Origin of the sequence: Hafnia psychrotolerans, from assembly GCF_014639435.1 — a bacterium.
In the GTDB taxonomy this organism is placed as follows: Bacteria; Pseudomonadota; Gammaproteobacteria; order Enterobacterales; family Enterobacteriaceae; genus Ewingella; species Ewingella psychrotolerans.
On the sequence record NZ_BMFZ01000005.1, the window covers coordinates 265,201 to 288,575 of the forward strand.

Below are 23,375 nucleotides of genomic sequence, written 5' to 3' on the forward strand. Positions count from 1 at the left end.
AAAGTCTATGGGCCTCACCTCAGAGCATACCTTTTCTTTATGAGTTCGGTAATTTTCTAATAAAATACCGGAGATTAAATCGTTACTTTCTGTTAACTAGTTTCAGTTGAACAGTGTACGACCCAATCTCCGGCAGGAGTCTATTCAGTGCTTAATCTGTCAGTAAGAATGTCAGAGTCGTTTACGACCCGTAAAGAGGCTGACCAAGAACAGAATGATACCCACTACGAAGACAATTTTTGCAGCCCAAGCCGCTGTACCGGCCAAACCACCAAAACCAAGAGCCGCCGCGATTAACGCGATGATTAGAAATATAATGCCCCAACGAAACATAAGCTTCTCCTTACCCTATTTTTAAATAGTGCCTAATTCAACATGGTGTACCCAATATTTCGGGCCTGAACCCAATTTTAAACCTTTCTATTTGGCGTCTTAAAACCCGTTTTGCCCGGATAATAAAAATGCTTACCTTTTAAAGATAGCTGCAAAAATGAAAGTGTTAGAAAAACTGGCAACTTTTTAGGCCGAAAGGCCCCATGTGTACTGTTTTATAGTGTTTTATGCTGACTTTATAAGAACAGGTTGCCTGCCACATAAACCCTATGACAGGCAACCTTTACTGCACTTACAACACGTTACCGCTCAACGTATATAGAAGCCTATGGTGCGATTTTCAGGTCATTCTTGACACTTTTCACACCATCAACGGTCTTGGCTACGCTTTCAGCACGGTCAGACTGCGCCTGATCTTTTACCGAACCGGATAACTGTACAACGCCGTCAGTCGTTTCAACTTTCACCATACGCGAAGGGACGATGTCGTCAGCCAACAGTTTCGCTTTCACCGATGTGGTGGTGGCGGCGTCACCGGCATACCCTGTCACCGATTGGTCTTTGCTGTCTTTAGTGTGGAGTTTGTCGCTGACGGATTTCACGCCTTCAACTTTGGTCGCCACGGCAACAGCCTGTTCAGCTTCTTTCTGCGAACCCACAAAACCGCTCAGCGTAACCACGCCATGTTCCGTTTTTACTGAGATATCACTGCTCTTGATCGCTTTTTCGTCTATCAGAGCACTTTTCACTTTTGCTGTGGTGGCGCTATCGCCCATATAGTTATCCACTTTCTTCATGGAACTATCGATTTTTGCACCTGTACTATCAGTGGTGGTTGCAGCGAATGCGCTACCGCTCATCAGTGCGGTACCCAGAACAACAGCCATCATAGAATAGGCAAATTTAGAGTTTTTCATCGATTTCTTCCTTTCAGTTTATAAGCCCTAATTGGCGGGCTCGGTACGCCACATTCTTGGTGACGCCTTCTAACAAAATGTTTTGCTGAGTTTTTACATCCCTTGTAGCAGAGTACTTCGTTTTATTCGGGCTTTTCATCGCCTTTCGATATAACTCTCTGCGTCGCGGCATAAAAATAGTGCTTTAAGCCACCTTTTCCTAAACACCCATTTAATATAGTCAAGAATCAGAAAAACAGTAGAGAGATCGTTGATAACAGCCCCGAATGCAGATAAGTCCTAAGCGCAGAGGGTTCTTATGCCTATTTTTCAGTCAAGTTGAGGGAGAAACGAACAGGGGAAATGTGACGCATGATCGAAAAATAGGGGAAAAGGAGAAAAAAAGACGGCGCAACGGCCGTCTCAGGAGGCAAAAACCGATAAAAAAATTAATGCTCGCGGGTTTTCCGGAATTTCACTTCAGGATATCGCTCAGAGGCCAGGTTCAGGTTCACCATGGTCGGGGCGATGTAAGTCAAGTTATCGCCGCCATCCAGTGCCAGGTTCACTTCATTCTTGCGCTTAAACTCTTCAAATTTCTTCACGTCGTTGCACTCAACCCAACGCGCGGTGCTCACGTTGACCGACTCGTAAATGGCTTCGACGTTGTATTCACTTTTCAAACGCGCCACCACCACTTCAAACTGCAGAACCCCGACGGCCCCAACGATCAAATCATTGTTGGCGATGGGACGGAATACCTGAACCGCACCTTCTTCAGAGAGCTGCACCAGACCTTTGAGAAGCTGTTTCTGTTTGAGAGGATCTCGCAGACGGATACGACGGAACATCTCTGGGGCGAAGTTCGGAATACCGGTGAACTTCATGTTCTCACCTTGGGTAAAGGTATCGCCAATCTGAATGGTGCCGTGGTTATGCAAGCCAATGATATCGCCTGGAAAAGCCTCTTCTACGTGAGAACGGTCGCCCGCCATAAAGGTCAGGGCATCAGAGATCACCACATCTTTACCAGTACGAACCTGCCGCAGTTTCATGCCCTTTTCATATCTGCCCGACACCACACGCATAAATGCCACGCGGTCACGGTGCTTGGGATCCATGTTGGCCTGAATTTTGAAAACGAAGCCGGTGAATTTCTCGTCGTCGGCTTTCACTTCGCGCAGGTCGGTTTTACGCGGCATCGGCGCGGGCGCCCACTCCATCAGACCGTCAAGCATATGATCCACGCCGAAATTCCCCAACGCCGTTCCGAAGAAGACCGGCGTTAAATCGCCACTGATGAAAGCTTCATGATCGAATTCGTGCGACGCGCCCTGCACCAGCTCCAGCTCTTCACGCAGCTGTTTAGCGAGATCTTCGCCGACCGCCGTGTCGAGATCGGGGTTATTTAACCCTTTCACGATGCGTACTTCCTGAATCGTGCTGCCTTTACCGGTCTGATACAGATACGTTTCGTCTTTATAAAGGTGATACACGCCTTTAAACAGCTTCCCGCAACCGATAGGCCAGGTAATTGGCGAACAGGCGATTTTCAGCTCGCGCTCCACTTCATCCATCACTTCCATGGGATCACGAATATCGCGGTCGAGTTTGTTCATGAACGTCAGAATCGGCGTATCGCGCAGACGGGTCACTTCCATCAACTTACGGGTTCGATCCTCTACGCCTTTCGCGGCGTCAATCACCATCAAACAACAGTCAACGGCGGTAAGGGTACGGTAAGTATCTTCGGAGAAGTCTTCGTGTCCCGGGGTATCGAGCAGATTCACCAGGCACTTTTTATACGGGAATTGCATCACCGAGGTCGTGATAGAAATACCACGTTGCTTTTCCATTTCCATCCAGTCAGATTTGGCGTGATGGCTTGAGCCACGGCCTTTAACTGTCCCGGCGGTCTGAATCGCGTTGCCGAATAACAACACTTTTTCAGTAATGGTGGTTTTACCCGCATCGGGGTGAGAAATAATAGCGAAGGTACGGCGCTTAGCCACTTCGAGGGCGAATTCACTTGGAGACATGTTTTTCACGTTTCTTCGGTTGGCCGCCCTGCACTGTTGTTCATTACACCAGAGGTTCACTACGTCAAAGGACGTCAGGCAAAGCGGTAATATAAGTTGTAGCTGGCTATTTTCACTGATTTAGCCGGGATGGGCAATCAATGCTTTTTTGGTCAGACCGCCTGGAATGAGGGTCAGATGCGAAAGTCAGAGGAAAGTGATGCCCAGTGTGCTTTAAGAATAACCTTGTGTGCTTCCAACATGGGTAAGTCATCCAACATTGCAGGCCAACTTTCACGCGCCACGCGCATCGCATCTTGTAAGTGAACCCTTATTGCAAGCCATGGTACATCAATGCGACTGGCCCACTTCTCAAACGTCGAAAAATCAATCATCGACCAGCGTTTCTCTTTAGCCATATTCAGTGCAACAGAATCTTCTCCGGCGACATATGGAAGCGTACTCACAATGTCGTAAGCCGGTGAAAGCTGAGCATCAAGTCCATTAGAATAAATGACCGTCCAATTTTTTAGATGGGCATCACCATTGGCTAATAAAATATTAGCCAGCAGCCTACGTGCCATCTGTTGAATGTCACCTAAACCACCTGAGCCGACAGTGTGTAATGCAATAGCAATATGGTCATAGTTAAAACGCTTGTATTTTTCATGTGCATATACTTGGAAAATTTGCGCAAAATCTTCGGTATGTATTCTTCCGCTATCACCTCTATCGAACCGCCGAATGGCAAAAGCATACTTCTCTGCTGGGAGGGGAATATCGGGAAGATCAATCAGCTCTGATTGTTCAATCAACTTGATTTCGGGAATACTTACCCCGATTTTTTGTGCGAGCATCATGGCACTGAATTCGTTTTCAGGCACGGCTCGGTGAACCGTTGAGGGGGTTTTTATAATCCAACTATCAGCCCCAATATCTGTGCTTATATTAAAGCGGCCCTCCTTTCTGACTGCAGAGAACTTCATTTGAACACCCGCAAGCGAAAATTTATCCGCTTGATGTCGTACATCAATTTGTACAGCTTCCAGGCGCTCACCCCGTGAAGCTAATGCCCATACAGGGATCTCCCCTTTTGGTATAGACTTGGCTATCAGTCCTCCGGGTAAATTGCCGCCAGCGTATGCAAACAGTGGAAACTCATCCTCCCGATGCACTTTTAATGTTTGCGCCATCCATCCACGTAGCGCTCCCTCGGACAGTAAATTGGACAAAACAGGAGGCAATTTTTGAGAACTAAAGCGTGTTTTTTCTAAATACGTGGCTGCACGTTTTTGAGTTAACGTAAAAACAGGTCGAGAGCTTTCAGGCAAAGCAATATAGTCTGGAGAAAATATCAGAATGTTTTTACTCCCAGAATAATGGGACAAAACGCCAACAGGTTGATCTTTCAGATACAGCATCAGAGCCTCAACGGATTCTGTCTGCTTGCTCATTACGACTCCTCCTCCAAATGGCCTAAAATATCAAGCCACTCGTTATGCATATGCTCTGCATGTTCATCGCTGAGTTTATTGTGACCAACAAGAGGTGAGTGCAATAATTCTTCGACCTGAGCGACTTTTTGGCGTGGCACGAGCACCAGCTCAAGATCCATCCCTTCCAGAACCCGCAATAGCGTAGAAAGACGCAGATCGCCTCCAGCTTCAATACGTTGGTACTGCTGCTGAGACATACCCACTTTCATCAACATATCTTTCTGATTCAGATTCAGTTGTTGTCTGCGTCGTTTCAAAAACTCGGTGACGTGAGCAAGCTTTTTCATCATGTCTCTCCAACGAATACAAACATCACTTTAGTTGTTTGTTATTGCAAGTACAATTTATTAGCTGTTTATAATGCAAAATACATCTTTATTGTTGTTTAATGAAATTAAAAACAACTTAATAATTGTTAAAATGGCATAGATACAATCAAAATGTTGTTTTAGATGATTCAGCGTGCTCAGCCTAAAATCAATGCCATCATAATGGCGTCTTCGCGGCCTTGTGCAGAAGGATAGTAATTGTGGCGAATAGAGACTTCATTGAAACCAAGGCTTTCATAAAGCGCAATGGCCTTGTGGTTCGAAGCCCGGACTTCCAACCAAAGAGTGATCACGTCCCGCTGTTCAAGCTGCTGGATCAGCTCTTCAAGCAGAGCGCGGCCGAGCCCATGACGCTGAAAAACGGGGTCGATGGCGATATTAAACAGCGTCGCTTCATCGAGAACAATTTGGGTGATCGCGAAACCGGCCATCTCATCGCCCTGCATCATTTTCAGGTTGAGATAACGTTCGCCCTGATTACTGGCAAAGGTCTTTTCAGTCCATGGAAAAGCATGGCTGGCGTTTTCAATCTGGAAAGCGCGGGATAAATCAGCGGGCGTCAGGATAGAAATACTGTTCATTTTCACAAATCTGCTGCCAGAGCGCGCGTTTGGCGCCGGCATTTTGATAAAGCTCGGAGAGCGTCGGGCTGGATAACTGCGTACCTTCGACCGCTAACGGTTCGTTGATGCCCAGTCGCCAAGTATTGCATTGAGTGCCTTCTGGCAGCATCGTGACCTGTTCTGGTGTCAAGTGGTAAACCTGCTGAGTCGTCAACGCTAACGTGCGCAGAACATCAGAGATCAAGGGGTCATCACTCGCGGGTGGGACGTCAGCGACAATTAACAACTGCGTATGATCAGGCAGGCTGACTGCCACTTCACCTTGCAACACAGCCGGTTTGCGCAGCGTCCACTGCGTAATACCCATCTGTTGTAACAGCCAGTCTCGTCTTGATTCCATGCCCATTCCTGTCTGTTGGCGACCCGCTACAATGAAGACTTCCGCCAGTTAATTCACGATAACGCGGCGCTATGCTAGCAAACCCATCGAACGTGCGCCAATAAACCTCTATAATGCCGGACTATATTCCTGAGGAGCCACAACCTGATGTCTGCATTAACCCCGGCAAGTGAAGTAATACTGCGCCACAGTGACGAATTTACAGGGCGCCGCGTGCTGTTTGCCGGTGACTTACAAGATGATTTACCCACCAATTTTGTTGCAGAAACCGGTGCCGAAGAGGTCCGCGTTCACACTAATCAATACCATCATGCACAAATGCTTGGCGCCGCACTGCAGGACAACGTGCAGTTCAGCCTGCTGGCTGATGCTGAATTTATCGCACCTAGCGACCTGCTGATTTACTACTGGCCAAAGAGCAAGCAGGAAGCCAAATTCCAGTTGTTCAACCTGTTGTCACAACTCCCGGTCGGCATTGATGTGTTTGTCGTCGGTGAAAACCGCTGTGGCGTCCGCAGCGCTGACACTGTGCTGGAAGAGATTTGCGCAGTGAGCAAAATCGACAGTGCTCGTCGCTGTGGTTTGTATCACGGCCGTCTGGAAAAACAACCTGAGTTTAACGCCGAAGCGTGGTGGGATACTTACATGGTTGAAGAAGTGGCCATCAAAACACTGCCGGGCGTATTCAGCCGCGAAGGCCTCGACAGCGGTAGCCTATTACTGATTAACAGCTTCGACCAACCAGTAAAAGGCAAAGTGCTGGACATCGCCTGTGGTTCAGGCGTGCTGGCCGCGGTATTGGCCACCTACTCACCAAAAATGAAAATTACCCTGAGTGACGTCAGCGCTGCGGCCATTGAAGCCAGCCGCGCCACGCTGGCCGCGAATGCGCTACAGGGCGACGTGATCGCCAGCAACGTCTATTCAGACATCGCCGGTCGATTCGACATGATCATCTCCAACCCTCCGTTCCACGAAGGGCTACAGACCAGCCTACACGCCGCAGAACAACTGATCCGCGGGGCAGCCAAGCACCTGAATGTGGGTGGCCATCTGCGTATTGTTGCCAACTCATTCCTGCCTTATGCCACGCTGCTGGACGACACTTTTGGCAGTCACGAAGTCTTGGCACAAAATGCCCGCTTCAAGGTGTATCAGGCGACGTTAGGCCGTACACCGCGCGACAGTAAAAAGAAAAAACGCTAATCAGATGCGCGCCGTAGCGTTCGCCCGCTGCGACCATGCATAGAGCAATTCAACCCCGTCATTGAGACGGATTGCTCTATTCATGGCGAATATGCTGTTTTTTCCGTCAAACGTCCGTAATGCAGGAAATAAGTATTGACGCAGGTGAGGAAATCACTAGAATTCGGCCCGTAGTTGTATGACTCGCAGAGTGTATTCGAATGAATGCTTTGCTGAGAATGCGATGGTGGCGGAATTGGTAGACGCGCTAGCTTCAGGTGTTAGTGTCCTTTGGATGTGAGGGTTCGAGTCCCTCCCTTCGCACCAATACAACTCAGAGTAGATTGAGAAAGACCCGATTTATATCGCACGGTACGGTATGCGATGGTGGCGGAATTGGTAGACGCGCTAGCTTCAGGTGTTAGTGTCCTTTGGATGTGAGGGTTCGAGTCCCTCCCTTCGCACCACTCCGGTGATATAAATCAGATCGTTAAAGATATACCTGTACGATGATGACGAAATGGGTAGACGTGCGAGTTCAAACTGACAGTGTTGTTTGGCTGTTAAGCATCGCGCCCCATTCTGCCACCATGAGTATGTGAATCGACGTCTACGGACGTCTTTTTTATGCTTAAAATTCAACCCCGCAAAGTTTCCCGTCTTTTTCAGTTAACCTGATCCGATCTTGACCTACTTAAGCCGCTGACTGACGCAGGATATGCCATCGCCTATATCCTCTAACAACTCAGAGTATTCAAACTCAGAGAAGCAGCAACACCGGGTATTATTCCGGTTAAAAAAACGACTCACACAGTCTAACTGTATAAATAAAAACCGCCGCGACTATTTTACAAACAACAAGTACAAATAACACCCAAACATGTGTCGATGACTACAAATATAAGTTGTTACCGAATGATCATTAATAGGTACACCTTGTGGACGATTATGTTAATAAAACACCCACCACAAGCTGCATTATCGATAAATCATCACCAATAGTGACTTTGATCTCAATTTAATGGGAAATGGCAGATTTTTATGCTGCCTGTAGGTATCATCCCGCCATTAATGATATGTTTTATTTGTTTGAATGGTTTTTTAAGCACGCGTAAGTGACATAAAACCTCACTGGAAACGACGTAATAAAAACCGATTTAAAATAGCAGTTTATTTTTCTATACCGAGGAATTATGGACAACACACATATTGATACGCAGGTTCGTGGCTCAACATCGAGCTGGCGTAAAACAGACACCATGTGGATGCTGGGTCTGTATGGTACGGCAATTGGTGCAGGCGTTCTTTTCCTGCCTATTAATGCCGGCATCGGCGGTTTGATTCCTTTACTTATTATGACCGTCCTGGCTTTCCCGATGACGTTCTTTGCACACCGTGGTCTGACGCGTTTTGTATTATCCGGGAAAAATGCAGGTGAAGATATTACCCAAGTCGTAGAAGAGCATTTTGGTATCTCCGCCGGAAAACTGATTACCCTTCTTTATTTCTTTGCCATTTACCCTATTCTGCTGGTCTATAGCGTCGCCATCACCAATACGGTTGAAAGTTTTATTACTCACCAAATGCATTTGACCGCGCCACCGCGTGCATTACTCTCTCTGGTGTTAATTCTTGGCCTAATGAGCATCGTGCATTTCGGTCAGGACATGATCGTTAAAGCAATGAGCATTTTGGTGTTTCCCTTTGTGACCGTGCTGATGGCGCTGGCCTTATATCTGATCCCAAACTGGAATATGTCGGTGTTCCAGAACATCTCTGTTTCCGGTAACGGTGTGGGTAATGGCTTGCTGATGACCCTGTGGCTGGTGATCCCGGTGATGGTGTTTTCCTTCAACCACTCACCCATTATCTCCTCATTCGCGGTGGCCAAACGTAAAGAGTACGGTGAAGACGCGGAGAAAAAGTGTTCGCGCATCCTGGCTTATAGCCACATCATGATGGTGTTAACCGTCATGTTCTTCGTATTCAGCTGCGTGCTCAGCCTGTCTCCAGAAAACCTGATGGAAGCGAAAACCCAGAACATCACGATTCTCTCTTATCTGGCGAATCATTTTTCTAATCCAATGATTGCCTATGTTGCACCCTTCATTGCTTTTATTGCCATCACTAAATCTTTCCTTGGCCATTATCTTGGTGCCCGTGAAGGTTTTAACGGCATGGTAATTAAGTCACTGCGTAGCAAAGGGAAAAATATTGAACTGCCGACGCTGAATCGCTACACCGCTATTTTCATGTTATTAACTACCTGGTTAGTGGCAACGTTAAATCCTAGCATTTTAGGTATCATTGAAAATATCGGCGGACCGATCATTGCGATGCTATTATTCCTGATGCCAATGTATGCCATCCGAAAAGTGCCATCCATGAGAAAATACAGTGGCCATATTAGTAATGTATTTGTTGTAATAATGGGTCTTATTGCCATGTCGGCAATTATTTACACGCTAATAAGCTAAGTATTACGTAAAAACACAATCATAAGCAGGGTAAAACCTGCTTATATTTTAACGTCCCACCTCAGTTATTATCTTTATTTTATCCGGCGACTTCTCGCCCAGCCCTTTATTGACAATTAAAGTCATGGAGTCAAACGTGATCAGCATCTTCGATATTTTCAAAATAGGTATTGGCCCTTCCAGTTCTCATACTGTTGGCCCAATGAAAGCCGGGAAAATATTCAGCGATGAACTTATCTCTCTCGGCCTTATTAATAATACAACCCGCGTCGTGGTAGATATTTACGGTTCTTTATCATTAACAGGTAAAGGGCACCATACCGATCTGGCCATTATCATGGGTCTGGCCGGGAACTTACCGGATTCCGTTGATATCGATGCTATTCCTGCTTTTATCCGGGCAGTAGAAAACAGTGGCAGACTGATGCTGGCGAACGGAGCCAAAGAGGTCGATTTCCCTCTGGAACTCTCGATGATGTTCCATTCTGACAATCTGCCGCTGCATGAAAACGGCATGACGGTGAGTGCATTTAATGGTGAGGATCTGCTCCACCGCCAGACTTATTACTCTATTGGTGGCGGTTTTATTGTCGAAGCGAGCCGCTTTGGCCTCGTGGAAGAAAGCAACGTCACCATGCCGTTCTCGTTCCATTCGGCGAAAGATTTACAGCAGCACTGCAACGACTCCGGCCTTTCACTGTCGGGCATAATGCTGCAAAACGAGCTCGCCGGGCATTCACGCACGGAAATTGCCGAGCATTTTGCAGCGATCTGGAGTGTGATGAGCGAAGGCATTACCCGAGGTATTCATACCGAAGGCTTACTGCCGGGACCGATGAAGATCAACCGCCGCGCCGCCGCGCTGCGCCGAATTCTGGTCACTCAAGACAAGAACAATGTAGACCCTATGGGTGTGGTTGACTGGATCAACATGTATGCCATGGCGGTCAATGAAGAAAATGCGGCGGGTGGGCGAGTCGTCACGGCACCCACCAATGGCGCCTGCGGTATTATTCCTGCGGTACTGACTTACTATGACCAGTTTATTCGTCCGGTCAGCCCAGACTCTTACAGCCGCTTTTTCCTGGCCGCAGGCGCCGTGGGCGTCTTGTTTAAAATGAACGCATCGATCTCCGGTGCAGAAGTCGGTTGTCAGGGAGAAGTCGGTGTAGCCTGTTCGATGGCCGCTGCCGGTCTAACTGAACTACTGGGTGGCAGTACCGCGCAGGTATTTATGGCGGCAGAAATTGCCATGGAACACCACCTCGGTTTGACCTGTGATCCGCTGGCCGGACAGGTGCAAGTTCCCTGCATTGAGCGCAATGCGATCTCTGCGGTGAAAGCCGTGAATGCCTCGCGCATGGCACTGCGCCGCACCAGCGAACCGCGCGTCTGCCTGGATAAAGTGATCGAGACCATGTACGAAACCGGCAAGGATATGAATGCTAAGTACCGTGAAACGTCACGCGGTGGGTTAGCGATTAAGGTCTTAGCCTGCAACTGAATACCCGTCGTCTCTGTGCTATGTTGAATTTGATGTTATGTAGAATTTCACAACACCTAAAAACAGTTAAAGGGACGAATCGGCATGTCTAAATTTTTCATGAATGACCGTAAGAATCTTATTAACGACGTGATTGAAGGCGCAATCTTGGCCTCACCCTACAAAAATCTCGCCAAACTGGATATCGATCCGGCCATCCGCGTGGTGGTGCGCAGCGACTGGGATAAGAAAAAAGTCGCGCTGATTTCCGGCGGGGGTTCAGGGCATGAACCTGCGCACGTCGGTTTCGTCGGCAAAGGCATGTTGACTGCCGCTGTGTGTGGTGACGTGTTTGCCTCGCCAAGCGTGGATGCCGTACTCAATGCCATCGTGGCGGTAACCGGTGAATCCGGTTGTTTGCTGATCGTTAAAAATTATACCGGCGACCGTCTTAACTTCGGCCTGGCGGCGGAAAAAGCCAAAAACCTCGGTTATAAAGTCGATCTGGTGATGGTGTCTGATGATATTGCCTTGCCCGACAACAAGCAGCCGCGCGGTATTGCCGGCACGGTGCTGGTACATAAAATTGCCGGTTACGCGGCCGAACGCGGTAAATCGCTCAAAGCCGTAACGGATGCAGCGCAAAAAGCCATTGATGCTATTTCAAGTATCGGCGTGGCGATGGCCGGTTGCAGTCTGCCGGGCGACAACAGTGAAGAAGATGAAGAGAACCGTATTTCTGCCGGGCAGGTTGAACTCGGTTTAGGCATTCACGGTGAGCCTGGTGTGTCTATTCTCAAAACCCAAAACAGTGAAAAAGTCATCGCTACGCTGGTGGGGAAACTCCAGGAACCGCTGAAAAAGAGCGACAAACTGGCGTTGCTTATCAACAATCTTGGCGGTGTTTCTCCACTGGAGATGAACCAACTGACCAAAGAGTTAGTGCACTCTGCGCTAGGTAAATCCATTCGTTATCTGATCGGTCCTGCGGCGATGGTCAGTGCGTTGGATATGAAAGGTTTTTCACTGTCGGCCATTGTCCTGAATGATGATATCGAGAAAGCCTTGCTGGCAGATGTGCAAGCCTCCGGCTGGCAGCCGCTGGTCAAACTGGAAAAACTCCCCACACAGAAAGCGAAAAAAATCGGCCAGAAAGTGAAAGTGAAGGCATCGGCCAATGCCGCAGTCGGCAACATTGTCGAGACCATCACCCAAACCCTATCAGGGCTTGAAGACGAGCTGAATAAGCTGGACGCCAAAGTGGGCGATGGCGATACCGGTTCCACCTTTGCGTCAGGTGCTCGTGATATTCATCAGCAGAACAAAGGCAAGAAATTGCCGCTCAACGATCTGCCGGCATTACTGACATTGGTGGGTGACAGGCTCGCAACGGTGATGGGCGGCTCCAGCGGCGTGCTAATGTCGATCTTCTTTACCGCTGCAGGGCAAAAGGCACAGGAAGGCAAAAAAGTGGCCGATGCGCTGCTGTTTGGTCTTGAGCGCATGAAACATTATGGCGGTGCGAATCTGGGTGATCGTACCTTGATTGACGCGCTGCAACCGGCACTGGAAGCGCTCGGTAAAAAGAATGATCTCACCGCTGCCGCCAAAGCAGCGGCAAAAGGCGCGAAAGAGACTGCCAGCATGAAAAAAGCCAATGCGGGCCGCTCTTCTTACCTCAACAGCAGCAGCCTAAAAGGGGTGAAAGACCCAGGCGCGGTGGCAGTAGAAAAAGTCTTCGAAGCACTGGCTAAGTAACGCCACCAGCGAAAAGTCTCACGGCCTGCCCGGTTGCCCGGCAGGCCGTTTTTTATAATGAGCCGGCAGGTATTAACCCGGCCAGCGATCCAGAGTAATACCTCGCCCGGAAGCTTTTGCGCCAAATTCAGACAGTACGGCTTTAACGTCAGGATCAATGTAGTCGGCGTTGTCTTGCTCGACACGTACCACACTGTTGTCCGGTATTTCGGCCAGTAAACTCTGCAACCGCGGGTTGTGCAGGAAAGTCAGGTTCTGTTGAAAACGTACCACGTAGTGATTATCGTAACGTGTTAGCTGTAACGCATTGCGGTGACTTTTGTAGGTGCTTGACAACAGCTGGGCCAGTAAACCGATACCTATACCCGCCAGCATCCCGAACACTAAAATCCCCGCCAGCGTGGCCAGAAACGGTAAAAATTGCGGCAGGCCAAGACGCCACTGCGCAATGAACAACTCGGGTGAAGCCAATTTATACCCGGTATACAGCAAAACGGCCGCCAGACAGGCCAGTGGAATGGTATTCAACAGATCACTGAAAAACATGCCGCACAGCAGGAGAAGAACCCCATGCAGCAGTATGGATATCTTGCTACGTGCGCCAGTATTGACGTTAACCGAACTGCGTACAATCACGGCGGTGATCGGCAGGCCGCCCAGAAAGCCGCTCACCAGATTACCGATGCCTTGTGCACGCATCTCCTTGTTTGGCGACGGTGCTGGCGTCTGCTCTTTCAGCTTTTTCAGCGCTTCCTGGCTGAGCAATGTTTCCAGGCTGGCAACCAGGGCCAGCGTGGCCGCGATGATATAAACCTGCGGGTTATTCCATGCACTCCAATTAGGTTTCTCCAACTGCGCGGTGACTTCATCGAAACTGTCGAATTTAGGCAAAGCAATTCGCGGCAGCGACTGCATGGCGTCCGGCAGAATGCGGTCACCCAAGATCACCGCCAGACTTCCCCACAGCACGGCAATCAGCGGACCAGGAATGTAGGTCATCAATTTGATGCGTTTGAAGGGTGCCGTCGTCCACACCCACAAAATCAGTAATGCCACCATCGCGATCCATAGCGAGGCTGGCGAAATGCTGACAGACGGATCAGCGATTAACGCTTTCAGGCCGCCATCCCCCTCATAACCCAACGCGACCGGAATTTGTTGCAGGATAAGCAACACGCCGATCGCCGCCAACATGCCCTGAATGACGGAGCCAGGGACCAGCGAGACGAAGCGGCCAGCCTTCACAATACCAAAGATAATTTGCAGCACGCCCGCCAACATGAGTGCCAGCAATAGGGTAGAAAAGGAACCGAGGGTATGCATCGCGCCGACCACAATGGTGACTAAACCTGCTGCCGGACCGCTAACGGCAAAGCGCGACGGGCTGAGCAGCGTGACCAGCACACCACCGATAACGCCGGTGAGTAAGCCAACAAAAGGCGGCATTCCACTCGCCTGAGCAATGCCAAGACTCAGCGGTAAGGCCACCAGAAACACAACAATGCCGGCGGGAATGTCATAGCGCAGAGTGGAAAAACTAAGATGTTTACTCATGGTCAGGACTCCCGTCAGCACTTTGCTGCACCAAAGGTTTGAGATGACCGCTGTGCAGGTCGTAGACGCAGCCGAAAACGTGCAGCGGCTTGCCTTCCCGCCAGGTGGCCTGAACCGGCGCAGTGGCAATCAGCGTGGCGAATTGAGTCAGAACGTTGGCTTCAACCAACAGGTTAAGTCGCTCGCTGTCATTCCCCTTCGCACGCTGGAAATCCTCCAGGGGTTCTTGCAGCGCGTGGCGTAAATGATGGATACGGCGGGATAAGGCGCTGTCTTCTGCTGCCAGGGGCATTTCAGGTAATTGCACCGCCGCCTGCACCCCGCCACAGCCATAGTGACCACACAAAATAATGGCCGACACCTTCAGATACTCCAGCGCATATTGCAGCACGCTGATCAGATTATCGTCTTCGGCAATGACCATATTGGCAATGTTGCGATGCACAAAGAGTTCACCGGGATATGCACCGGTCAGGACTTCGGCCGGAACGCGGCTGTCAGAACAGCCTATCCACAAGGTATGGGGTTGCTGCGGTTGGGCGGTGAGTTGGAAGTAGTCAGGATCGCTCTGACGCTGTTTCTGCGCCCAGCTGCGGTTACGTGCCAGAAGAGGTGTCAATGTTGTCACAGTGTGATTCTCTCGGTCTGAGGGACAAACGGGGATTGAGCCCGTCTGCCCAGGGCCATAAACGTATAAACATAAGCGTTCTTTAATTACGGTTTGAAGCTTATTTATACACTTTCTAACATGTTAGTTGGCCATTCAGCATAAGGAAAATCTTAGAGTGATGGGATTTTGCTCACGCTATCATGGCAGTGCGTATAAAAAATGTTGATATTGCGCAGGTTAATGTGCTTCTTGCCCACATATCACGCGGCCTCACCGTATAATCCCCCGCCTCAAATTCTTTGGCTATCAAGCGCTTTTACATAAGAAAAACTTATCTATAAATTGTTTTTTTGTATGAAGAGACCTCATGTCCACCAGCCTGATCCAACCCGATCGTCACCTGTTTTCTTACCCGCTCTACTGGGCTGAATGTTTTGGCACGGCCCCTTTTCTGCCGATGTCGCGCGAGGAGATGGTTCGACTTGGCTGGGACAGTTGCGATGTGATCGTGGTAACGGGTGACGCCTATGTTGATCATCCGAGTTTCGGTATGGCGATTGTGGGAAGGATGCTGGAAGCACAAGGCTATCGTGTGGGGATCATTGCTCAACCTGACTGGACCAGCAAAGAGGACTTCATGCAGCTCGGCAAGCCGAATCTGTTCTTTGGCGTCACGGCTGGCAATATGGACTCAATGATCAACCGTTATACGGCGGATCGAAAATTGCGCCATGATGATGCCTACACGCCGGATGATAAAGGCGGGATGCGCCCGGATCGCGCGACTGTGGCTTATACGCAGCGCTGCAAAGAAGCATTTAGTGATGTACCGGTGCTGCTTGGGGGCATCGAAGCCAGCTTACGGCGCATTGCGCACTATGATTACTGGTCGGACACTGTTCGCCGTTCAGTGCTGGTAGATTCCAAGGCTGACATGTTGATCTATGGTAATGGCGAACGACCGTTAGTCGAAGTGGCGCATCGGCTGGCGGTGGGAGAGAAGATCACCGACATCGTTGACGTACGTAATACGGCCATCATGCGCAAAATAGCGCTGACCGGCTGGAGCGGGGTTGACTCTACCCGCCTCGACAAACCTGGCCGCATTGAACCTATCATGAACCCGTACGGTGAAGATCTGCCGTGCTCCGAAGGTGTATTGCCTGACCCCGACGGCCCTCAACCGATCAACGTTCGCGCACCAAAACCAAAGCCGTGGGAGAAAACCTATGTGCTGCTGCCGTCATTTGAGAAAGTCAAAAACGACAAAGTGATGTACGCCCATGCGTCGCGCATTTTGCATCATGAAACCAACCCTGGCTGCGCACGTGCGCTGATGCAAAAACATGGTGATCGCTATGTGTGGATCAATCCGCCAGCCATCCCGCTGGCGACCGACGAAATGGATTGGGTCTTTGCCCTGCCCTTCCAGCGCGTGCCCCACCCATCCTACGGCCAGGCACGTATTCCGGCCTATGACATGATCCGCTTCTCAGTCAATATCATGCGTGGGTGTTACGGAGGCTGCTCGTTCTGTTCCATCACCGAACACGAAGGGCGCATTATCCAGAGTCGCTCGGAAGCGTCGATTGTCAAAGAGATTGAAGAGATCCGTGACCGGGTTCCGGGCTTTACCGGCGTCATCTCCGATCTCGGTGGTCCAACCGCGAATATGTACATGTTGCGCTGCCAGTCACCCCGTGCCGAACAAACCTGTCGCCGGGCCTCATGTGTCTACCCCGATATCTGTCACCACATGGACACCAATCATGAACCCACCATCAAACTGTATCGCCGTACACGAGCACTACCCGGTATCAAAAAAATCCTGATCGCCTCCGGTGTGCGTTACGACCTTGCGGTACAGGATCCTTTGTATATCAAGGAGCTGGCTGAGCATCATGTGGGGGGTTATCTGAAGATCGCGCCGGAACATACCGAGGCCGGACCGCTATCAAAAATGATGAAACCGGGCATGGGCAGCTATGATCGTTTCAAAAAACTGTTTGATCACTATTCCAAACTGGCGGGCAAAAAGCAGTATCTTATCCCCTACTTTATTTCAGCACATCCAGGCACCCGTGATGAAGATATGGTCAATCTGGCACTGTGGCTGAAAAAGAACAGTTTCCGGTTAGATCAGGTGCAGAACTTCTACCCGTCTCCGCTCGCCAGCGCTACCACGATGTATCACAGCGGCAAAAATCCACTGAATAAGGTTGATTATAAAAGTGAAGATGTGGTGGTGCCAAAAGGGGATCGTCAGCGCCGCCTGCATAAAGCACTACTGCGCTATCATGATCCTCTCAACTGGCCGGTGATCCGTGCAGGGCTGAACGCATTGGGTCTCAAGCATCTGGTTGGCAGCCGTGCTGATTGCCTGATCCCGGCTGAAAACACCGAAGATCGGGCTAAAGGTCATACCTCCCACAGATCGAAATTTACCAGCAGCCCTGCGGCTACCCGCTTTACCGGCGCTCCCGGTGTCATTCAACCCGCAGCGAAAAGAAAGCCGGTCAGTCGGGGTAAAAAACCGGTATAAGTGAATCACTGACCGGGCTGTTATCAGTATTGGCTGGCATCGACGACTCATGGCATTAGGGGTAAAGGGCTGTAGAGAATTCAGGATATTCACGTAGGGACATAAGATCGAATGGGTAGGGATATTTGGTAGGGTTATGCAGTACCGTTCTTTAACGCATGTCAGGGTCAAGCATGATACGACTTAATTTATCAACACGGCCTGACTTATAGGTAAAGATAACAATGAGGTAGCCATTCACTGTGCCACTTTTTCGGCCTTTCTCACCGGAGATTGATCCCATGCGTAGGAAATTTTATTGCGCCCGCTATTTTTTGCCAAATAAAGGGATTGGTCGGCAGCACTTAGCGCTGTTTCGAAGTCTCCTTTCACTAAGACAGATAACCCTGCGCTAACCGTCACCTTCGTCGACACCTCAGCATTAAAATGATGGGGGATGTTCAGATCGAGAACCTGACGTTGAATACGCCCAGCCATGCGGATAGCGCACTCCTGATTGACGTCAGATATCAGCACCAGAAACTCTTCGCCACCATAGCGCACCACGACATCCCGCGAGCGGACAGCGTCGCGTATGGCCGCAGAGACCTGAACCAGTGCCAGATCCCCCATGCTGTGACCATAATTGTCGTTATAGGCCTTGAAGTGGTCAATATCCAGCAACATAACATAATGACTGGCCTCCTGTTGGCTTAACAATGTCCCCAGCTTGTTCTGTAACCCGCGCCGATTGTACAGCCCGGTGAGTGGGTCAAGCATGCTTAGATCGCTAAACTTCTCTCTTTCAGTATATAAATTGGCCACCAGCCGGCGCGTGAAAGCATCGCTGCGCCTGAGCATAAAATGGTGCAAAGAGAGGCCAATCAGTGGCAGGGCAATCGTGAATACTATTTTACCGGTGTGGTTGAAATCATCTAATAAAATGACAGCAATAGAGGATGGTGCTGCATGAAGGCAAAAACCCAGAAAATTATCCGTTAAGGCAATAGCACTGATAAAAAACACGCTGAGTAAACTGACCAGCAGGAAGTTATTATCCACCTGCCCCATTTGCTCAAAGCGCAGAGAAATATGCCATGCCCATAAGATACCGACAGTGATTGAACAGAAATTTAAATAGGGCGAGCTATTTTTCTTGTTAAAATAAGTAAAGATAAATCCCAAGATGCAGAAAGCAAAGATCATGGCCAGAGGTAAGGTGATTTTTAATGTTTTTAATGTCGGATTCAATATGGCGAAGAGTGCTGAAGCACTATTTAAAAAAAAGAATAACAACATCGAAAGATGGTGTTTACTTTTAAGCAACTCATCATAGGAATGAAATATCATTAAAAATTCACTCTGGTAACCGGTGGTCTTCTGAATAGATAAGGATGATGCACCTATCTTCAGTCGTACGCTGCTTATTCCGAGAAGAAAAATAAGTGGCAAGATGCGAAAACGCAAGAAGTAACCCTGCGTTATTATTTCAATTGAATGAAAATAAAAACATCTGGCGCTAAAATTACCACTTTTGGCATTGAGTGTCACTCAGCGGGATGGTTGACAGGTAAAAAGGTGCATGATGAGAAAAATTCCTATATGTTATTAGTTCTCATTATCATTAATGGCCTAAATCATGATCGCAGCAATGGTAACAGTGTGTGGAATGTGGGGCGTGAGCTGGTTTTTTGGCAAGAGTCTGACCAGCGGATGGGGGGTATTACTCCCTTGCGGGCTGTTACCTTTTTTGGCATTGGCGGATTTATCTCTGGAACAACTGCGTATGCTGGTGGTGGTTGCCATGCTGGCCACGCTGGTCATGCTGTTACATAAAACGTTGCGTCACTACATGCTGCTGCCGTCATTCGTCGCAGTAGCAGGAGGGTTGGTAGCGTTATGGCTTAACGTCAACCTGCTATAACAACCGAAAAAATTTACTTATGTCACTTTTTATTATTGCGTTTAGAGAATGACTTGATTATTCACCTGAAATAAATATATAGCAGCAGTTACACAAAATTATTTATCATGTTCATTTCCAGACAAAATAAACGAATATCTATCACTCTTCCTTTGCCTATAAATAATCATCATAACGTCAGCACCTCATCTCTTCCCTGTGCCTGTTAAAAACATAACGTCATCACTAATACAGAGTGAGTGACATTCCCTGGCATATCTTTAACATTCAGTACGGGCATGATCAAATCTACAATAGCTTCAGCAGATGCATAGCCGCTTTACCATTATCATTACGCCGCCACGCCAGTGCGACCTGGGTGATGAGCGGCGGACCGGTGAGCGGCAGGCAGGTGACATTCTTATCATCGATTTTCCCCAGTGACGCAGGGACGACCGCGTAACCAAAACCGGTGGCGACCATGCTGATGGCCGAAGTGACCTGCGGCGATTGTTGCCCGAGCTTAGGCGTAAAACCGGCCTCATTACAGGCGGCGATCACCGAGTCATACAGGCTTGGAGCGACGTCCCTTGGAAAGGTGATCAGCGATTCATCTTTCAACGCCACCAGCGCGACATCCTCCTTCTGTGCTAACGGGTGCGCACTCGGCAGTGCCACCACCATCGGCTCAAAATCAATAACCCGGCAGGCAAAATCTTTACTGCGCTCACAGGGCAGGCGGATGAATGCCACGTCGATAGCGCCGTCTGCCAGCGCGGTCATCAACCCCGACATCTCCCTCTCCTGCGGCAATAACTCCATGCCCGGATAACTTTCGCGAAAGCGGTGCAACAGCGAAAACACTTGCGGATTAAAAGCGGTCGAACTGGCAAAGCCGATCCGCAACGTTCCGCTGACGCCACGCGCCACGCTGCGCGCACGTTCCAGTGCGGAATCGGTCAGCTTCAGGATATTGACGGCATCGTCATACAGCGTTTTTCCCGCATCGGTCAGTTCAACACCCCGCGTGAGGCGGCGCAGTAAAGGCGCGCCGATTTCATGCTCCAGACGCTGTATTTGCTGGCTTAGCGGAGGTTGCGATATCCCCAGTTGTTCGGCGGCGCGGGTGAAATTCCCGGCATCGACCACTGCCACAAAATAACGCAGATGACGAAGTTCCATATCAAAAACGTCTCAAAGTGAACACCTTGCCATATTGGAACTCCTTGCTGAATGGAGTCAACCTTTAGTTAACAATGCTAACCATTTTCTGACGGAGCGACAACATGACTTCCCATAACCTTCACCGCCATGACGCCCACAGCAACTGCTCTTGCGTGGCGGATATCACCCGCAGCGCCATGCAGCTTCAGCACGATCATCCTGAGCGCGTCATTTATCAATCGTCAATGATGAGCGCCCTGCTGAGCGGGGTTTACGAAGGCAAGACCACCATGGCCGACCTGCTCGAACACGGCGATTTTGGCCTCGGGACGTTCAACCATCTCGACGGTGAGCTGATTGCCTTTAATAGCAACATATTCCAGCTGCGCGGCGATGGTACCGCCCGCCGTGCCAGACCCGAGCAAAAAACACCGTTTGCAGTGATGACATTCTTCAATCCGACTAATGAATACCCTCTCGATAAACCGCACAGTCGCGATGATATCCATAAAATCATCGACGGTGTGCTCGCCAGCAATAACACCTTCTGCGCCCTGCGCATCGACGGTGTATTCAGCCGCGTGGAGACACGCACCGTGCCGGAACAGCACCGCCCGTACAAACCCATGCTGGAGGCCATCGAGGCGCAACCGACCTTCCACATTGAACATAGCGAAGGGGTATTGATTGGTTTTCTGACCCCTGAATACATGCAAGGCATCAACGTTGCCGGCTATCACGAGCACTTTATCAACCGCGAGCGCAGCAGCGGCGGCCATGTGCTGGATTACCAGTTGGAAAGTGGCGTGCTGACCTTCGGCACCGTTGACAAGTTACTGATTGATTTCCCGACCGACCGCGACTTTAAGCAGGCCGATCTCAACCCTGGCAATCTGGATGACGCCATCCGTTCTGTTGAAAGTTAACCGCCACCGAGCTAAAGAAGGAGTGTGATTCATGAACCATTCAGACAACAAAAACACGTGGAACTGCGGGGCGGATCTGGTCGTTGCGCAGCTTGAACAACAGGGCGTGAAGCATGTCTTTGGCATCCCCGGTGCAAAGATTGACCGGGTATTCGATTCACTGGTCGACTCGTCGATCATGACCATTCCGGTACGCCACGAAGCCAATGCTGCATTTATGGCCGGTGCAGTTGGCCGTTTGACCGGCAAAGCTGGCGTGGCGCTGGTGACTTCCGGACCTGGTTGCTCAAACCTTATCACCGGCGTCGCTACCGCCACCTCAGAAGGTGACCCACTGGTCGCCATCGGCGGTGCGGTGAAACGTGCTGATCATGTTAAGCAGGTCCACCAGACCATGGACACGGTGGCAATGTTCCGCCCGGTAACCAAGTTTGCCGCCGAAGTCACCTCCTCTTCTGCGCTCTCCGAAGTGCTGGCCAACGGCTTTCGTGCCGCTGAGTTTGGTCGCCCCGGCGCGTCATTCATTAGCCTGCCGATGGACATTATCAACGAGCCAGCACAGGGCCGCTTGCTCAGTTCGCAGCCACCAACACTCGGCAGTGCGCCACAGGATGCCATCCATCAGGTTGCCACTTGTCTGCAGAAAGCCAAAAATCCGGTGTTGCTGCTTGGCCTGATGGCCAGCCAGCCACGCAACGCTGCGGCCATCCGTCGGTTACTCAGTAAAAGCGATCTGCCCGTGACCAGCACCTATCAGGCGGCAGGCGTTATCGATCAGGCACACTTCCACCGCTTCGCGGGTCGCGTCGGTTTATTCAATAATCAGGCCGGTGACCGCCTGCTGCGCAATGCCGATTTAGTGATCACTATCGGTTACAGTCCGGTTGAGTACGAACCGGCACAGTGGAGTAACGACCAGGCCGAGCTGGTACACATCGACGTGGTGCCTGCTGAGACCGACAGTGATTACTCCCCTGATATCGAACTGGTCGGTGACATCGCCGATACGCTGGACCTGCTGACCGAGCAGGTGCATCAACATTTTGACCTCAGCTCGGCGACGCTGGCGATCCTTGACGATCGCCGCCAACAGCGCGAACTGCTGGCCCAAAAAGGTCGTAGCCTGAACCAGTTTGCCATTCACCCACTGCGCCTGGTGCGCGCCATGCAGGACATTGTTAACAGTGACGTGACGCTGTGCGTGGACATGGGGAGTTTCCATATATGGATCGCCCGCTATCTTTACAGCTTCCGTGCGCGTCAGGTGCTGATCTCCAACGGCCAGCAGACGATGGGCGTCGCGCTGCCGTGGGCGATTGGTGCAGCACTGGTCGAACCCGGCCGCAAAGTGGTGTCTGTCTCCGGCGACGGCGGCTTCATGCAGTCGAGCATGGAACTGGAAACCGCGGTACGTCTTGGCGTCAACTTGCTGCACATCATCTGGGTGGATGACGGCTACAACATGGTAGCGATTCAGGAACAGAAGAAATATCAGCGCACCTCCGGCGTAAAATTCGGCCCGATAGACTTTAAAGCCTACGCCGAATCCTTCGGTGCCAAAGGTTTCGCCGTCACCTCGTCCGACACACTGGAAAGTACCCTACGCGCCGCTATGGACGTACAAGGTCCCTCCGTGGTCGCCGTCCCGGTGGATTACAGCGATAACGCGTTATTAATGGGACAGTTGAATATGGGGGAGATGTTTTAGGGGAGTAACATAAATCATTGAAGGGCGCGAGGATGGTGAATGGCGCCCTTT

19 protein-coding genes and 2 tRNA genes are annotated in these 23,375 nt (G+C 50.1%); 10 read left to right on the forward strand and 11 right to left on the reverse strand.

The genetic code is table 11. The annotated features are described in order from the left end of the window. Nucleotides 1-171 precede the first annotated feature (171 nt). From IEV89_RS11595 to IEV89_RS11625, 7 genes are all read right to left on the reverse strand, one after another. Entirely contained in the window at nucleotides 172-333 is a 162-nt protein-coding gene (locus IEV89_RS11595; RefSeq protein ID WP_013577105.1) for a DUF1328 domain-containing protein, read from the reverse strand. 326 nt (nucleotides 334-659) lie between these two features. Further along, entirely contained in the window at nucleotides 660-1,250 is a 591-nt protein-coding gene (gene osmY, locus IEV89_RS11600) for a molecular chaperone OsmY (protein ID WP_188473671.1), read from the reverse strand. A gap of 428 nt (nucleotides 1,251-1,678) precedes the next feature. Further along, nucleotides 1,679-3,268 (reverse strand): peptide chain release factor 3, encoded by a 1,590-nt coding sequence (gene prfC, locus IEV89_RS11605; RefSeq protein ID WP_188473672.1) that lies wholly within the window; start codon nucleotides 3,266-3,268, stop codon nucleotides 1,679-1,681. Between the two features lie 173 nt (nucleotides 3,269-3,441). Further along, nucleotides 3,442-4,701 carry a type II toxin-antitoxin system HipA family toxin gene (locus tag IEV89_RS11610; protein ID WP_188473673.1) on the reverse strand — a complete coding sequence of 420 codons (1,260 nt, stop codon included), beginning with the start codon at nucleotides 4,699-4,701 and terminating at the stop codon, nucleotides 3,442-3,444. Next, the gene (locus IEV89_RS11615) at nucleotides 4,701-5,033 is read right to left on the reverse strand and encodes a helix-turn-helix domain-containing protein (RefSeq protein WP_229746451.1); all 333 of its coding nucleotides are present in this window, start codon (nucleotides 5,031-5,033) and stop codon (nucleotides 4,701-4,703) included. Before IEV89_RS11615 ends, IEV89_RS11610 begins: the two co-directional genes overlap by 1 nt. A gap of 176 nt (nucleotides 5,034-5,209) precedes the next feature. Beyond that, complete coding sequence (rimI, locus tag IEV89_RS11620) at nucleotides 5,210-5,653, reverse strand: ribosomal protein S18-alanine N-acetyltransferase (protein ID WP_188473674.1); 444 nt, start codon at nucleotides 5,651-5,653, stop codon at nucleotides 5,210-5,212. Next, a complete protein-coding gene (locus tag IEV89_RS11625; protein WP_188473675.1) occupies nucleotides 5,622-6,035 on the reverse strand; it encodes a DNA polymerase III subunit psi in 414 nt (137 codons plus the stop codon). The genes rimI and IEV89_RS11625 overlap by 32 nt, the downstream gene beginning before the upstream one ends. A 147-nt stretch (nucleotides 6,036-6,182) precedes the next feature. On the opposite strand from IEV89_RS11625, the gene rsmC reads away from it, so the two are divergent. From rsmC to IEV89_RS11655, 6 genes are all read left to right on the forward strand, one after another. Then, nucleotides 6,183-7,241, forward strand: coding sequence for a 16S rRNA (guanine(1207)-N(2))-methyltransferase RsmC (rsmC, locus tag IEV89_RS11630; RefSeq protein ID WP_188473676.1), 1,059 nt, complete (start codon nucleotides 6,183-6,185; stop codon nucleotides 7,239-7,241). 220 nt (nucleotides 7,242-7,461) lie between these two features. Next, nucleotides 7,462-7,547, forward strand: a tRNA-Leu gene (locus IEV89_RS11635). A 54-nt stretch (nucleotides 7,548-7,601) separates the two neighbouring features. Beyond that, nucleotides 7,602-7,687: transfer RNA gene (locus IEV89_RS11640), tRNA-Leu, on the forward strand. A gap of 726 nt (nucleotides 7,688-8,413) precedes the next feature. Next, a complete protein-coding gene (locus IEV89_RS11645; RefSeq protein ID WP_188473677.1) occupies nucleotides 8,414-9,697 on the forward strand; it encodes an HAAAP family serine/threonine permease in 1,284 nt (427 codons plus the stop codon). Nucleotides 9,698-9,833: 136 nt separating this feature from the next. Then, nucleotides 9,834-11,201 carry an L-serine ammonia-lyase gene (locus IEV89_RS11650; RefSeq protein WP_188473678.1) on the forward strand — a complete coding sequence of 456 codons (1,368 nt, stop codon included), beginning with the start codon at nucleotides 9,834-9,836 and terminating at the stop codon, nucleotides 11,199-11,201. Nucleotides 11,202-11,285: 84 nt separating this feature from the next. Continuing rightward, nucleotides 11,286-12,938: a dihydroxyacetone kinase subunit DhaK gene (locus IEV89_RS11655; RefSeq protein WP_188473679.1), complete on the forward strand. Its 1,653-nt coding sequence runs from the start codon at nucleotides 11,286-11,288 to the stop codon at nucleotides 12,936-12,938. A gap of 72 nt (nucleotides 12,939-13,010) precedes the next feature. On the opposite strand, the gene IEV89_RS11660 is transcribed toward IEV89_RS11655, so the two are convergent. Then, nucleotides 13,011-14,492, reverse strand: coding sequence for a SulP family inorganic anion transporter (locus IEV89_RS11660; protein WP_188473680.1), 1,482 nt, complete (start codon nucleotides 14,490-14,492; stop codon nucleotides 13,011-13,013). Next, complete coding sequence (locus tag IEV89_RS11665; RefSeq protein ID WP_188473681.1) at nucleotides 14,485-15,120, reverse strand: carbonic anhydrase; 636 nt, start codon at nucleotides 15,118-15,120, stop codon at nucleotides 14,485-14,487. The genes IEV89_RS11660 and IEV89_RS11665 overlap by 8 nt, the downstream gene beginning before the upstream one ends. A gap of 349 nt (nucleotides 15,121-15,469) precedes the next feature. Here IEV89_RS11665 and IEV89_RS11670 point away from each other — a divergent pair, with 349 nt between their 5' ends. Continuing rightward, nucleotides 15,470-17,644: a YgiQ family radical SAM protein gene (locus tag IEV89_RS11670; RefSeq protein ID WP_188473682.1), complete on the forward strand. Its 2,175-nt coding sequence runs from the start codon at nucleotides 15,470-15,472 to the stop codon at nucleotides 17,642-17,644. A 237-nt stretch (nucleotides 17,645-17,881) separates the two neighbouring features. Here the strand turns inward: IEV89_RS11670 and IEV89_RS11675 are convergent, their stop codons facing one another. Next, nucleotides 17,882-18,973, reverse strand: coding sequence for a diguanylate cyclase (locus tag IEV89_RS11675; RefSeq protein ID WP_188473731.1), 1,092 nt, complete (start codon nucleotides 18,971-18,973; stop codon nucleotides 17,882-17,884). A gap of 289 nt (nucleotides 18,974-19,262) precedes the next feature. Between IEV89_RS11675 and IEV89_RS11680 the strand changes: the two genes are divergently transcribed. Further along, nucleotides 19,263-19,547 (forward strand): DUF1435 domain-containing protein, encoded by a 285-nt coding sequence (locus IEV89_RS11680; RefSeq protein ID WP_188473683.1) that lies wholly within the window; start codon nucleotides 19,263-19,265, stop codon nucleotides 19,545-19,547. A gap of 288 nt (nucleotides 19,548-19,835) precedes the next feature. Here the strand turns inward: IEV89_RS11680 and IEV89_RS11685 are convergent, their stop codons facing one another. Continuing rightward, nucleotides 19,836-20,708, reverse strand: a complete 873-nt coding sequence (locus IEV89_RS11685; RefSeq protein ID WP_188473684.1) for a LysR family transcriptional regulator — start codon at nucleotides 20,706-20,708, stop codon at nucleotides 19,836-19,838. A 104-nt stretch (nucleotides 20,709-20,812) separates the two neighbouring features. Between IEV89_RS11685 and budA the strand changes: the two genes are divergently transcribed. Together budA and alsS are read left to right on the forward strand one after the other, a co-directional pair. Next, the gene (gene budA, locus IEV89_RS11690) at nucleotides 20,813-21,616 is read left to right on the forward strand and encodes an acetolactate decarboxylase (RefSeq protein ID WP_188473685.1); all 804 of its coding nucleotides are present in this window, start codon (nucleotides 20,813-20,815) and stop codon (nucleotides 21,614-21,616) included. A 31-nt stretch (nucleotides 21,617-21,647) separates the two neighbouring features. Further along, on the forward strand, nucleotides 21,648-23,324 hold the full coding sequence (alsS, locus tag IEV89_RS11695) for an acetolactate synthase AlsS (protein ID WP_188473686.1): 1,677 nt from the start codon (nucleotides 21,648-21,650) through the stop codon (nucleotides 23,322-23,324). The last annotated feature ends 51 nt before the right edge of the window (nucleotides 23,325-23,375 follow it).